9 protein-coding genes, 1 tRNA gene and 2 pseudogenes are annotated in these 13,186 nt (G+C 66.6%); 9 read left to right on the forward strand and 3 right to left on the reverse strand.

From position 1 onward, the window contains the following. Window positions 1-10: 10 nt before the first annotated feature. Window positions 11-87, forward strand: a tRNA-Met gene (locus tag J3P31_RS08950). 923 nt (window positions 88-1,010) lie between these two features. On the opposite strand, the gene J3P31_RS08955 is transcribed toward J3P31_RS08950, so the two are convergent. The 3 genes and pseudogenes from J3P31_RS08955 to J3P31_RS08965 form a co-directional block, all read right to left on the reverse strand. Further along, window positions 1,011-1,331: a recombinase family protein gene (locus J3P31_RS08955; protein ID WP_210528097.1), complete on the reverse strand. Its 321-nt coding sequence runs from the start codon at window positions 1,329-1,331 to the stop codon at window positions 1,011-1,013. A gap of 7 nt (window positions 1,332-1,338) precedes the next feature. Continuing rightward, a pseudogene (locus J3P31_RS08960) lies at window positions 1,339-2,949 on the reverse strand (IS21/IS408/IS1162 family transposase); the annotation flags it as partial. A gap of 143 nt (window positions 2,950-3,092) precedes the next feature. Then, window positions 3,093-3,842, reverse strand: coding sequence for a FadR/GntR family transcriptional regulator (locus J3P31_RS08965; RefSeq protein ID WP_210528098.1), 750 nt, complete (start codon window positions 3,840-3,842; stop codon window positions 3,093-3,095). A 165-nt stretch (window positions 3,843-4,007) separates the two neighbouring features. Here J3P31_RS08965 and J3P31_RS08970 point away from each other — a divergent pair, with 165 nt between their 5' ends. From J3P31_RS08970 to J3P31_RS21835, 8 genes and pseudogenes are all read left to right on the forward strand, one after another. Further along, on the forward strand, window positions 4,008-4,976 hold the full coding sequence (locus tag J3P31_RS08970) for a substrate-binding domain-containing protein (RefSeq protein WP_210528099.1): 969 nt from the start codon (window positions 4,008-4,010) through the stop codon (window positions 4,974-4,976). Window positions 4,977-5,056: 80 nt separating this feature from the next. Beyond that, window positions 5,057-6,565, forward strand: a complete 1,509-nt coding sequence (locus tag J3P31_RS08975) for a sugar ABC transporter ATP-binding protein (protein WP_210528100.1) — start codon at window positions 5,057-5,059, stop codon at window positions 6,563-6,565. Window positions 6,566-6,584: 19 nt separating this feature from the next. Then, on the forward strand, window positions 6,585-7,571 hold the full coding sequence (locus J3P31_RS08980; RefSeq protein ID WP_210528101.1) for an ABC transporter permease: 987 nt from the start codon (window positions 6,585-6,587) through the stop codon (window positions 7,569-7,571). Then, window positions 7,571-8,458, forward strand: a complete 888-nt coding sequence (locus J3P31_RS08985; RefSeq protein ID WP_210528102.1) for an aldose 1-epimerase — start codon at window positions 7,571-7,573, stop codon at window positions 8,456-8,458. The genes J3P31_RS08980 and J3P31_RS08985 overlap by 1 nt, the downstream gene beginning before the upstream one ends. Further along, window positions 8,448-10,067: a GMC family oxidoreductase gene (locus J3P31_RS08990; RefSeq protein ID WP_210528103.1), complete on the forward strand. Its 1,620-nt coding sequence runs from the start codon at window positions 8,448-8,450 to the stop codon at window positions 10,065-10,067. The genes J3P31_RS08985 and J3P31_RS08990 overlap by 11 nt, the downstream gene beginning before the upstream one ends. Further along, on the forward strand, window positions 10,064-11,212 hold the full coding sequence (gene dgoD, locus J3P31_RS08995) for a galactonate dehydratase (protein WP_210528104.1): 1,149 nt from the start codon (window positions 10,064-10,066) through the stop codon (window positions 11,210-11,212). Before J3P31_RS08990 ends, dgoD begins: the two co-directional genes overlap by 4 nt. After that, on the forward strand, window positions 11,213-11,986 hold the full coding sequence (locus tag J3P31_RS09000; protein ID WP_210528105.1) for an SDR family oxidoreductase: 774 nt from the start codon (window positions 11,213-11,215) through the stop codon (window positions 11,984-11,986). 595 nt (window positions 11,987-12,581) lie between these two features. Further along, window positions 12,582-13,186 (forward strand): annotated as a pseudogene (locus tag J3P31_RS21835) (ABC transporter permease).

Genomic DNA, 13,186 nt, shown 5'->3' on the forward strand with positions numbered 1-13,186 from the left:
CAACCCTCGCCGCGGGGTGGAGCAGCCCGGTAGCTCGTCAGGCTCATAACCTGAAGGCCGCAGGTTCAAATCCTGCCCCCGCAACCAAGAACGACCCCCCAAAGAGCCTCCCTGCACAGGGGGGCTCTTTGGCCTTCCAGGGCCAGCCAGAGCCCACCGGCCGCCCGCCCCGGCAACTACCCCCCCCGCACAAGGCGCACACAGGCCGGCCGCGTGGCCGGGCAGGGCGCCCGGCTCAGGTCCCGCCGCCTCAGGGCGGGGAAGCTGGCCGCTTCCTGGCCCGCAGGGCGCCGGCGGTGACACCATCACCGGCTCGGGGCCTTGGGCCCGGGTCCAGTGGCAGGATGGCAGCCAGCATCCCTTCCGGGTCGCCGGTGCGCGTGGCCCGCCCCAGACCGGGCCGGCGCTGCGGCGTCAGCACGATCCCGTCCGCCAGGGAGCGGAGCGCGCCCGTGATCTCACCTGAGAGCGCCTCCCCCGGCAAGCCGCCCGCAAGAATCCGTGCCTTGGTGGCCTCCCGCTCTTGGAGCTTGGCCAGAACGCTTGCCGGGACCGTGTCGCCGGACAGGATGAAATCGAGGCCGCGGGTATGCCGCGTTCGACTCCGGCCAACTCACGCCTGAGCTTGGCCTCGTTGACGTGGCAGCTACCTCGAAGAGGTTTGAGCTCGCGGCGGAACTCGTCGGCAAAGGCCTTCAGCAGGTCCTCGTTGCCGATTAGCAGGCGTTAGAGGCCTACTAGAACTGCGTCCCTAGGTCAGCTGCGGCAATACCGTACCGTGCCGGGCCTCGCAGGTGGCCTCCTCCTGCGCGCGCTGAGTAGTACCGGTCGCGGTGCGCGGTGGTCATGGTGCCGCCGCAGCAGTCACAGGCGACCAGGCCCAACAGGAGCCGCTTCTTGGTCTGGCGCTTGTCGCACCCGAAGCCGGCATAGCGGCTCTTCAAGTCCTGCACCTTGGCCTAGGTCGCGTCGTCGACGATCCGCAGGGCGGCGACCTCGGAGACGACTCACTATGATCGCGGGTTGGCCTGCGACACGCGTTTGCTGGTTTCCGGGTTCTTGAGGAAGCGCTGCCGGTTCCAGACCAGACGGGCTAGGTAGGGCTCGTTGTTGAGGATGCCGTTCCGCCTCTGCCAGCTGCCGTCGATGGTGGACGCGTTCCAGAGACCCCCGTGCGGGCCGGGAATGCCCTCGGCGTTCAGGCGGGCCACGATCTTGCGGAGCGGTTCGTGCTGGTGCTTGAGGCCGATGGCCATGACCTCGTCATAGGCGCTGTGCATCCCGTAAAGCTTGAGGCTGCTCATCAGGTCGAGGATCTGGGTGCGGTCCATGCAGGCTGGCCCTCCTGAGGCGGTCATAGCGTGCGCAGTCCGCCACGGGCTCGTGGCTCAGGCGCGAGCCGCGGAGGGGGTGAGCAGAAGCGGCGGCGGAACGTGGTCCCGGCGCCGCGGCCCGGGATGTTGATGACGACCGGGGCCGAGTGGACTCCCTGATCGAGCGCCTCCCGATAGGCAGCCTCGACGCATGCCAAGCTATCCGTGGCCACGCAGCTCAGGATTTGGACCATCTGCCGGTCGCCGTCGTCCGAGCCCTTCAGCTTGCGCCGGACCGCGGCCATGGCCGGCGGCAGCACCCAGTCCCGGAACGGCGCGCCGTTGCGCAAGGCTCCCGGTTTGCGCGCCAAGACGGGCACGTAGTGCCAAGGTCGTAGACCGTCTTGCCCCGCCTGAAGACCTGGCAGTGCCCGCCGACGAAGGCCCCGTGCTGTCGGATGACGACCCTCTCGGCAAAGGCCTGGACCTCGACAGGGCGTCCGACAGCGGTGGCCATGACCGAGTACTTGGTCGTCAGGGAACCGATCCCCCGGATTGGTTTCTGGTCTTCCTCCCTGTCGAACCGGACCGTGCAGGTCTTCGAGACCGCGTCCGGCACACTGTGGAAGCCGTCGAAGGGACCGGCGTAGCGCACCAGATGCGGCCGCTCCGCTTCGAACATCTCCCAGACGATCTTGCCGGTCTCTTCGGGATGCCTGTAGGCCTTGGCATGGACCACGCACTTGTCGAGCAGCCAGGCGTTGAGCTCGTCGAGGCTCCGGACCCGCAGGCGCGGGATGAAGAACCGCTCCCGGGCCAGCCCGACGCAGGTCTCTCCACCTGGCCCTTCTCCCAGCCGGAAGCTGCCGTGCAGGCGAGAGGCTGGGCGAGGTAGTGGCTGCACATCTGGAGAAAGCGGCGGTTGTAGAGCCGCTCCTCGCCAGTGAAGATCGTCTCCACCACCGTCTTTGCTCGGCAAGGCTTCGAACCAGTGGCGGCCCCGCCTCGCTGCCCTGGATGTTGCGCGTGCAGGCGCTACGAAAAACTGCGAGAGTCCGGTCATGGGCGTCGAAGATCGAGGCATAGCGGCGCCATCGGTCCAAGCCCGATGGCGAGGCTGTTGGCTCTCCCGCATGTAGGCGCACACGAACATCATCCGGCTGTGGCAGCGCCGGATGGGAGCCACCTTCAACGCCACCGTGGTCCCGTTGGTCAGAACGATCTGGTGGCTCCAGTCGAACTGGTAGGGCTTGCCAGCCGCATAGTAGAGCGACGCGAAGGCTTCGGCCGTCAGCGCCCCACGGCTCTTCGACCAAGTCGGGGCAAAGCGGCGGACGGCGTCGTAGCCGCCTTCGTAGCCCAGGGCCCCCTCAGCCGCTCCCGCGAGGGCTTGCCCGCGTTGGAGGCCAGATATCCCTCCAGCTGCTCCTGCCACGGCCCGATCCGCGGCATCGGCTGGTGCTCGCGGTCGTAGCGGAAGTCCGTCTCATCGGACCGCAGGATCTTGCGCACCCCTCAGTCATGACGCGATGGCTTCGATCCGCGACACGTGCAGCTCCCGCACGATCCTCTTCGCCAACCCGCCCTGGACACGGAAGGCCCGTCGGACCCGCGCGATCGTGTCCACCTGCTTCAACTCCCCCTCCGTCCGCTGCCGCGCAACGGACGGTCCGCCGGAACCGCAGGGGGGTCAAAGTTGGGCGCCGATCACCCCGCATCAGGGATCAGGATTGCACGCCGAAACACAGGCAGGGCACGATGGCGGGTTTGCCGCCGCTCCTAGACGGGCGGAAGGACCCGCTTCATGTCGCGACGAGCAAGGTCGATCAAGTCGCGCATGGCACGGCGCGCCGTCTCGGAGTCCCGCTGGCGGATTGCCTCGTAGACCTTGCGGTGATGCTCGATGGCATCCGCATGGGACTGGCTCGCGCGGTTCGTCATTTCAAAGCTGGCACGGAGCGCGGCGCGAATGGCGTTGACGAACTGGCCGTAGACCCAATTCTCTGAAGCTTCGATGATGGACGTGTGAAAGGCCAGGTCCGCAGCGCTCCAGCTCTCCGTGTCCCGCCCCTCAGTCTCCACCATGTCGGCGAAGGCCTCGTGGATGCGGGCAAGCGCGCGGGGCGAGGCATGGTTCGCCGCCAGGGCCGCGGCTTCAGGTTCTATGAGGCCCCGCGCGTCGATGAGGTTGTTGTAGAAGTTCGGGTCCTGCACGTGCTGGAGGGCGGCCGACAGCACGACCGGATCGAGGAGGTTCCAACGAGATCTGGGCTGGATCACCGTTCCCGCCCGCGGGCGTGACCGGATCAGTCCTTGCGCGACCATGTGCTGCAGGCTCTCGCGGAGGGTGGTGCGGCTGACGCCCAGGCGCTCGAGCAGGACGTCCTCGGGGGGGAGAAGATCGCCCTCGCGCCACGCGCCCGACACGACCTGCTCCACCAGATCCGTGAGAGCTGCGGTCATGGCCGGACGGCTCGTGCTGGCCGTCTTGGTGAACAGCTGGGATGGGGCCTTGGTCCTGGAGGACATGAGCTTTCGTTCCGGTTGTATTCATCCTCTTTCGCGGTTCAGCGGCCGTAAGACAAGCGAGGACTGTGTCATATATATGATCAAGGTTGACAATAGATAGTATTTAATCGTAGAAACGTGCTGGTCTGAACAAGGCCCCAGGGGCCGCAGCGGAGGAGGAGCATCATGAAATCCATCACGGGCGCGACGGTCGCATCCGCCATCCTATTGGCCGGTGCCGGGTCGGTCGCGGCGCAGGACATCAGCATCGGCGCCATCTACATGGACGCTCAGGGCTACTACGCCGGTGTCCGCAAAGGCATTCAGGATGCCGCCTCCGAAGCTGGACAGAACCTCGAGATCATCGAGACCAACGCCCAAGGCGACGTGGCCAAGGAAAGCTCGTTCATCGACTCGCTCATCGCGGCCGGCGTTGACGCTATCATCACCTCGCCCGTGTCGGCCGATGGATCCTACCGCTCCATCCGCCGCGCTCATGATGCCGGGATCCCCGTCATCTGCTACAACACCTGCCTCAATGACGCCGACATGCAGGAGTTCGTCTCGGCCTACGCCGTCGGCGACCCCTACGAGTTCGGTCACAAGCTGGGGATGGCGGCGGCCGAGCACTTCAAGGCGGAAGGCGTGACTGCGCCCAAGATCGCCGTTCTCAACTGCGAGTTCGTCGAGGTCTGCGTGACCCGTCGTGAGGGGTTCGAGGCCGCACTGACCGAAGCCGGCCTGACCTACGAGATCGTCGCGAACCAGGAAGGGGCGATCCTCGACAACGCCATCTCGGTGGCGAGCACGATCCTGACGGGCAATCCGGAACTCGACGCCATCTTCGGCGAGGCCGGCGGTGCGACGCTGGGCGCGGCCCGAGCCATCCGCGCACAGGGACGGGTCGGGGACGTGGTCGTCTTCGGGGGCGACATGACCACCGAGATCGCGCAGGAGCTGGAACAGTACGACGTGATCAAGGCCGTGGTGGACATCTCGGGCCAGGGCATGGGCCGTCTGGCCTTCCAGCAGGCCGTCCTGGCAGTCGAAGGAAATGCGCCGGACGAGATCCTCGTCCCCTATGACGTCGACCTTTACGCGACGGCGGAAGACGGTGCCGCTTGGCTCGAGGCGCATCCGGACGGGATCCCCTGATCGTGGCCCGACACGACGAGCCCCGATGAACGTCCGGCGCGGGTCATGTCCCGCGCCGCCCGACCAAACCGAGGTACCTCATGAGCACGGACTCCGGAACTGCTCCGGTCGTGGCGCTGGCGAACTGCTCCAAGCAGTATCCCGGCGTTCTTGCGCTACAGAACGCGGAGTTCGAGCTCCGCGCCGGCGAGGTCCGCGCGCTGCTGGGCAAGAACGGGGCCGGGAAATCCACGATGATCCGGCTCCTCACCGGGGCCGAGCTGCCCGACAGCGGCACGGTCACGATCGGGGGCGCGCCATTGGTCGAGGGACCCTCCCGTCGCGCGGCCGAAGCCTACGAGCGTGGCGTTCGCGTCGTTTATCAGGAACTGAGCCTGGTGATGGAGATGTCCGTCGCCGAGAACCTGTTCCTGGGCCGATGGCCGCGACGTTCGGGCGTGATCCAGCAAAGCGAGATGACTGCTGCGGCAGAGGTGGCGCTGTCACGCCTAGGCGTGAACCTGGCGCCCAATCGCACGGTGGCCAGCCTTTCTCCGGCCGAGCGCCAGCTTGTGGAGATCGCCCGCGTGCTGATTGGCCACCCGAAGGTCGTCATCCTCGACGAGCCCACCTCCTCGTTGGCCGATGCGGAAGCCAAGCTGGTGCTGTCCGCCGTCCAGCGCATCGCCGCCGAAGGCATCGCGGTGATCTATGTCAGCCACCGGATGGCCGAGATTCGGCAGATCGCCGATTCCGTCACCGTCATGCGGGATGGCCGCATCGTCGAGACCGTCCCCATCGAGGGGGCCGACACGCGCGAGATCGTTCGGCTGATGCTCGGGACCGAGGCTGCCGAGCGGGCCGCGATCATGCCGCCGCCCCGAGGGACGCCAGTGCTCGAGGTCCGGAATATCGCCCTCGCGCCCAAGCTAAGTGATGTGAGCTTCACGCTTCACAGGGGCGAGGTGCTCGGCATCGCTGGCCTTCTGGGGTCGGGTCGGACGGAGCTGCTCGAAACGATCATGGGGCACCGGCCCCGCGACGCCGGCACCATTCGGCACGACGGGCGGAACCTGAGCGGCAGTTCCTACCGGGCCATGGTGCGGCGCGGGTTCGGCTTCACGCCCGAAAGCCGCAAGGACGCCGGGATAGTCCCGATGCTGGGCGTCGACGAGAATACCGTCGCCACGGATTTCGGGGCCGTCGGTCGCTGGGGCATCCTTTCGCCCCGTCGCATCGCCGACGCGACCCGCCGGGTGGTGGACCGCCTTCACGTCAAGACGGCGCGCACCGACACGCCCATCGGGACGCTGTCGGGCGGGAACCAGCAGAAGGTCGTCATCGGTCGATGGGTGCACGCCGGCAGCGACGTGCTGCTCCTCGACGAGCCGACCCGCGGCGTCGATGTCGAGGCCAAGGCCCAGATCTACGACATCATCCGGGAACTCGCGGCCGAGGGACGGGCCGTCATCTTCGTCTCGTCCGAGATCGAGGAGCTGCCCCTGGTCTGCGACCGGGTGCTCGTGCTTCGGGGCGGCAGGCTGGTCGAGGAACTGACGGCCCCCGGCATCGACCCGGACGGGCTTCTCGCAGCCTGCCTGGCTGCCTGAGACTTCAAGGAGATTGGCGATGACTGCCACACCGACCCAACTCCGCCCGACGCGGCGGATCGCCTTGGGGCAGCACATGAACGAGCTCAGCCTCCTGGCCGGGATCGTGGTGCTTTACCTGGTCTTCGCCTCGACCGCGAACGGCTTCCTGGGTCTCTATAACCAGGTCAACATCCTCCGGGACGCTGCCACGATCGGGATCGCGGCCTGGGCCATGACGCTGATCATCATCTCGGGCGAGATCGACGTGTCGACCGGCCCGATGGTCGCGTTCATCTCGGTGGTGCTGGCCTACATGCTGCAATGGGGGTGGCCGACGGTCCCCTCGATGGCCCTCGCTCTCGTGGTGGGGGGAGCCCTTGGCGGACTGGCCGGCGTGCTCAGGGCCCATTTCGACGTGCCTTCCTTCGTCGCGACGCTGGGACTGTGGTCGGTCCTGCGTGGTGCGTCCCTGTTCTTCACCGATGCCTTGCCGGTTTCGATCGGGCGCAACGACGTTGTCGATGCCCTCGACCGCTCGGTCCTGGGACTGCCGCCGGCCGTGCTGATCATGCTCGTGCTGTTCCTCGTCTTCTGGTTCGTGAGCAAGCGCACGGCGTTCGGCCGTTCCATCTACGCGGTGGGAGGCAATCCGCAGGCGGCCTTCCTGTCGGGGATCAATGTCAGGCGCATCCGCATCACGGTCTTCGTGCTTGGCGGGTTGATGGCCGCGCTGTCCGGCGTCCTGCTGCTTTCGCGGCTGGGCTCGGGCAATGCGACGGCCGCGTCCGGGCTCGAGTTCGATGTCATCGCCGCCGTCGTGGTCGGCGGAACGGCTCTCTCGGGCGGGCGGGGCTCGATGGTGGGCACGCTCCTGGGCGTGCTGGTCATCACTCTGATCGGAAACGGGCTGATCCTGCTGGGCATCAACCCCTTCGTGCAGCAGGTGGTCCGGGGCGTCATCATCGTCGCGGCCGTGCTCGCGAACATCTATGCAATCAAGCGCAGCCAAGGGCGGAGGGGCTGATGTCGCAGATCACCCTCCTGTCAGGCACGACCACGGCCCGGATCGAAACGGCCGGCGGCTGCCTGATGGCGCTGGAATGCGGAGGACTTCCGCTCCTGCGCCCGACGGCGCAAGGCGCAGCGCCGATCGACAGCGCATGCTACCCGCTCGTGCCCTTCGGCAACCGCATCCGCGACAACACATTCGACTTCGAGGGACATACCTATCGATTGGAGCCGAACACCGACTGGGACCGGCATTACCTTCATGGCGAAGGCTGGCGCTCGGACTGGGCCGTCATCTCGCAACAGCCGGACCACCTGGTGCTGAGCCATCACCACGATGGGACGGCGATCCCCTACGTCTATGACGCCGAGCAGACCTTCGCCCTGACCGAGGATGGACTCCGCCTGACTCTCACCGTCGTCAACCGGGGGGAGCGGGCGATGCCCTTCGGTCTCGGCTGGCACCCCTATTTTCCCATGACCCCGGACACGACGCTGGAAACCCGCGCGGAGCGCATGTGGAGCGAGGAGGAGGGCTGGCTCCCCGGAACACCCGGGCCGATTCCGGCGGAGCTGGACTTCTCGGTCCCCCGTCCCCTCCCGCACCACTGGGTCAACAACGGCTTCGAAGGCTGGTCGGGCCGGGCCCGGATCAGCTGGCCCGAACGCCGAGCCTCGCTCGTCATCGAGGCCGACGCCGTCTTCCGGACCATGTTCCTTTTCGTGTCCGATACCAGCTTCGATCCCGATTACAGGCGGGACTTCTTCGCGCTCGAACCGATGACCCATCTTGCCGACGGGCATAATCAGGCCGTCCTCGGCGGACTTTCCGTCCTGCGTCCGTCCGAAACGCTGTCGGGCAGCGTCACCTTTCGCATGGAGGCGCTCCCCGATGGTCGTTGAGGGCTACGATTACATCCTTGTCGGCGGTGGCAGTTCGGCCTGTGTCGCCGCCGCGCGCCTCGTCACGGCGGGCGCGCGCGTCCTGATGCTGGAGCGCGGGCCTGCGAAGGCCAACCCCATCATGCACTTCCCGGCGGGCTACATGAAGTTCCTGGGCCGCGACACCTACCTGATGATGCACCGGACCGAGCCGCAGGAGCATCTTGGGGGCCGCGCGCCCATCGTGCCGCAGGGCCGTGTTCTGGGCGGCGGCGGCACGGTCAATGCCATGGTCTACATGCGTGGCCAGCGGGACGACTATGCCGACTGGAACCGGGCCATCGGCGGGAATGGGACCGGAGAATGGGACTGGGACGACCTGCTGACCTACTATCGTCAGCAGGAGGACAACGACCATCTGGGCGGTCCCGATCACGGCGTGGGAGGGCCGCTCAAGGTGTCCCATCTGGGCCATACGGCCCCGATGACGCGGGCCTGGCTCAAGACCATGCAGGGCATGGGCGTTCCTTACACGTCCGATTTCAACACCGGCGACCCGCGCGGCGTGGGCCTGATGCAGCATACGATGGACTGGGAACGCCGACGGCGCTGCTCGCCGGTCGATGCCTTCCTCAATCCGGTGCGGGGGGCGCCCAACCTTAGCCTGCGCACCGGGGCGACGGTGGAACGCGTTCTCTTCGAGGGCTCCCGCGCTACGGGCGTGAGCTGGATCGAGGGCGGCCAGCGGCAGGAGGCGCGCGCGGGCGAGGTGCTCCTGGCCGCCGGCGCTTACCAGACGCCCAAGCTGCTGATGCTCTCGGGCGTGGGTCCGGAAGAGGAGCTCGCGCGGCATGACGTCCCCTTGCGGGTGAGCCTTCCCGGCGTGGGGGAGAACCTTCAGGACCATTACGAGTGCCCCGTCGTCGCGACAACCAAGGGAGCGTTCGGCTACTACGGGCAGGACCGTGGGCTGAAAATGATCTTGTCAGGGCTCCAGTTCCTGCTGTTCCGCAGCGGGCCGGTCACGACGACGGGCGTGGAGAGCTGCGCGTTCCTTGATCCGACGGGGCAGGGGCGCCGGCCGACGATCCAGATGTTCTGCGTCCCGACGGTCTATCTCGATCGGGATGTGACCGGCACCGATCCCGGCCACGGCGTGACGATCAACTCCTTGCTCCTGCGGCCCAGGTCGCGGGGACGGGTCCGCCTGCGCTCGGCCGATCCGAACGACCTGCCGGTCGTCGATCCCCGGATATTCGAGGATCCTCAGGATCTCGAGGAAACGGTGGCCGGCTTCCGTTTTGCCCGGTCCGTCCTTGCCCAGTCGCCCATGAAGGACTTGGTCGACCGCGAGATCTTTCCAGGGGCCGAGGTCCGGTCAGACGAGGGAATCGGCGAGCACTGCCGGCGCACGGTCAAGACCGGCTACCACCCCGTCGGCACCTGCCGGATGGGCGCGGAAGGCGACCGGATGGCGGTCCTCGACCCCGAGCTGCGCGTCCGTGGGACGGAAGGCCTGCGCGTCATCGACGCCTCGATGATGCCCAACATCGTTTCGGGCAACACCAACGCCGCCGCTCTCGCCGTGGGCGACAAGGCGGCTTCCCTGATCCTTGGGAGACAGACGTGAAGATCACCGCGCTCAAGACCTTCATCGTGCCCCCGCGCTGGCTGTTCCTGAAGATCGAGACCGACGAGGGCATTTCAGGCTGGGGGGAGCCGGTCGTCGAAGGGCGCGCGCTGACCGTGCAGACGGCCGTCGAGGAGTTGTCGGACTACCTCATCGGTGCCGATCCTCTCCAGATCGAGGACCTTTGGAACGTGATGTACCGCGGCGGCTTCTACCGCGGCGGTCCCATCCTGATGAGCGCGATCGCCGGGGTGGATCAGGCTCTTTGGGACATCAAGGGCCGGGCCTATGGTCAGCCCATCCACCAACTCCTTGGTGGGCTCTGCCGCAAGCGCATCCAGGTCTATTCCTGGATCGGGGGCGACCGTCCCGCCGAGGTGGCGGCCAATGCGCGCGACGCGGTGGCCCGCGGCTTCACGGCGCTGAAGATGAACGGTGCCGAGGAGATGCAGATCGTCGACAGCCACGCCAAGGTGGACCACATCGTCGAGACCATCGGACTGGTGCGCGACGCCGTCGGCCCCCATGTCGGGCTTGCCGCCGATTTCCATGGGCGGGTCCAGCGCCCCATGGCCAAGGTTCTCATCCGCGAACTGGAGCCCCTGCGGCTGATGTTCATCGAAGAACCGGTGCTGTCCGAGAACCTCGAAGCCATAGCCGAGGTGGCCAAGACCAGCGCCACGCCCATCGCGTTGGGCGAACGCCTTTATTCCCGATGGGATTTCAAGCACGTGCTCGAAAGCCGGGTCGTCGATATCATCCAGCCCGATCTGTCCCATGCCGGCGGCATCACCGAGGTTCGCAAGATCGCCGCGATGGCCGAGGCTTATGACGTCGCCCTCGCGCCTCACTGCCCGCTCGGGCCGATCGCGCTGGCCGCCTGCCTGCAGGTCGATGCGGTCAGCCATAATGCCTTCATCCAGGAGCAGTCCCTTGGCATCCATTACAACCGTGGCAACGACCTGCTGGACTATCTCGTCGACCCTGGGGTGTTCACCTACGAGGATGGCATGGTGGCGATGCTGACCGGTCCGGGACTCGGGATCGAGGTGGACGAAGAGGCCGTGACCCGTGCCGCGATGATTGGCCATCGTTGGCGAAACCCCGTCTGGCGGCACGCCGACGGCAGCGTGGCGGAGTGGTAGGTGACCGGACGACTGAATGGACGACGGATCGCCGTCACGGGTGCAGCCCAGGGGATCGGCCGGGCCATCGCCCTGGACTTCGCCGGGGAGGGGGCGGACCTTCTGCTGATCGACATCGATCCGGCGGCCCTGGAGGCCACGGTCCAGGCGCTGCGCGAGGCCTGGCCCGCACGCCGGATCGACGCTGCCGTATGCGACATCGCGGACCCGGCCGCCGTTGCTCAGACCTTCGAGACGGCCGGGGGACGCTTCGATGGACTGGTGAACAACGCGGGCGTGAACGTCTTCCATGATCCACTGGCCACCTCGCAGGAGGAGTGGCGGCGAGCGTTCGCGATCAATCTGGAGGGCGCGTGGGCCTGCGCCCGCGCCGTTCTGCCGGCCATGATCGAGCAACGGCACGGCGTGATACTCAACATCGCCTCGACCCATGCCTTCACGATCATACCGGGGACCTTCCCTTACCCGGTGGTGAAGCACGCCCTTCTGGGCCTGACGCGGTCGCTCGGACTCGAATATGCCGACCGAGGCATCCGAGTGAACGCCATCGCGCCGGGCTATGTGGCCACGCAAAAGGTTCTCGACTGGTGGGCCACGGCGCCGGATCCCGAGGCGGCGCGGGCCGCGACCTTGGAGTTGCACCCGCAGGGCCGAATTGCGACTCCGGAGGAGATCGCGCGTGCGGCGGTCTTCATGATTTCCGACGAATGTCCATTCATGACGGCAACCTGCCTGACCATTGATGGCGGACTCTCCGTGCAGCAGCACGCCTGATGGTGATGCCGAGCCTGCCCCGATCCAAATGGGAGATGATCCGGCCAAGTGACCGCAGCCGATTATCGGGGGCGCCTTGGTACGGGTCGGCGGGTCGGGCCGAGACCCTGATCTCTTCGGGACAGGAAGAAGCAAACCACGTTGATCGGCGGTGCGGCAGCTACCGAACGGCGGGTTTGGTTCTTCGTCGACACGATTCAGGCGTAGGTCGTCCGTCCATTCCAAGACCTGGAAGAAGGCGGTTGCGGTCTGGTCATCGTGGGATGGCACGCGTCCAGATCATTCACGGATGGTGAAATCGGCGATCTCCTGGCATATGCCAGCCACCTCGCCGAAGAGGCCGCTGTCATAATCGTTCCGGAAATTAATGTAGTGATCCCCGGCCGATCTGTTCCTGCCCCAGGACGCAACCCTCGAGGTACGCGACCAGTTCAACGAACTCTATGGCTTCGATGACCCGCTGATCCTGCAGTTCGGCCGCTTCCTGGAGGGAGTTCTGGTGCTGGATCTGGGCGAATCCCTCCAGTTCGGGCGTCCCGCCGTCGAGGTCGTCCTTGACGCCTTTCCCACCACCCTGATGCTGGCCGCCCTCGCGATGCCGCTGGTGATCGCGACTGCCATCGTCGTCGGGTCGCTCGCGGCGATCCGGCCTGGCGGACTGTTCGACCGGATTGCCGGCCTCATCTCGCTGATCGGCGCGAGCACGCCCAACTTCTGGGTTGCGATCGTCGGGGTCCTGGTCTTCGCCGTGCATCTCCGGTGGCTGCCGACATCCGGCACGGGCACGCCCTGGCACTGGATACTGCCTGTCGCGGTCCTGACGCTCCGACCGACAGGCGTGCTGGTGCAGGTGGTCCGCAGTTCGATGATCACCGCTTGTCATCCACCTATGTGAAGGCGGCTCGCGCCAAGGGCGTCAGCGGGACGGCCATCGTATTCGTCCATGCCCTGCGGAACACCCTTCTTCCCGTCATCACCGTGGCATCGGACCAGGCGGCCAGCATCGTCAATGGGGCCGTGATCGTCGAGACGGTGTTCGGCTTCCCCGGGATCGGCAAGCTGCTGATCGACTCGGTGCTCCTGCGGGATTTCGCCGTGATCCAGGCGGCCGTGCTTGTGACCGCGCTGGCCGTGTTCCTCATCAACATCATCGTGGACCTGCTCTATGCCCTCGTCGATCCCCGCATCCGGCACGGCTGA

The sequence above is a fragment of the Rubellimicrobium arenae genome (assembly GCF_017916275.1).
In the GTDB taxonomy this organism is placed as follows: Bacteria; Pseudomonadota; Alphaproteobacteria; order Rhodobacterales; family Rhodobacteraceae; genus Rubellimicrobium; species Rubellimicrobium arenae.

Coding starts and splice junctions, on each gene's coding strand:
- J3P31_RS08980 (WP_210528101.1), top strand. CDS start 6,585: ATGACTGCCACACCGACCCAACTCCGCCCGACGCGGCGGATCGCCTTG.
- J3P31_RS08975 (WP_210528100.1), top strand. CDS start 5,057: ATGAGCACGGACTCCGGAACTGCTCCGGTCGTGGCGCTGGCGAACTGC.
- J3P31_RS08970 (WP_210528099.1), top strand. CDS start 4,008: ATGAAATCCATCACGGGCGCGACGGTCGCATCCGCCATCCTATTGGCC.
- J3P31_RS08990 (WP_210528103.1), top strand. CDS start 8,448: ATGGTCGTTGAGGGCTACGATTACATCCTTGTCGGCGGTGGCAGTTCG.
- J3P31_RS08985 (WP_210528102.1), top strand. CDS start 7,571: ATGTCGCAGATCACCCTCCTGTCAGGCACGACCACGGCCCGGATCGAA.
- J3P31_RS08955 (WP_210528097.1), bottom strand. CDS start 1,331: ATGGACCGCACCCAGATCCTCGACCTGATGAGCAGCCTCAAGCTTTAC.
- J3P31_RS08965 (WP_210528098.1), bottom strand. CDS start 3,842: ATGTCCTCCAGGACCAAGGCCCCATCCCAGCTGTTCACCAAGACGGCC.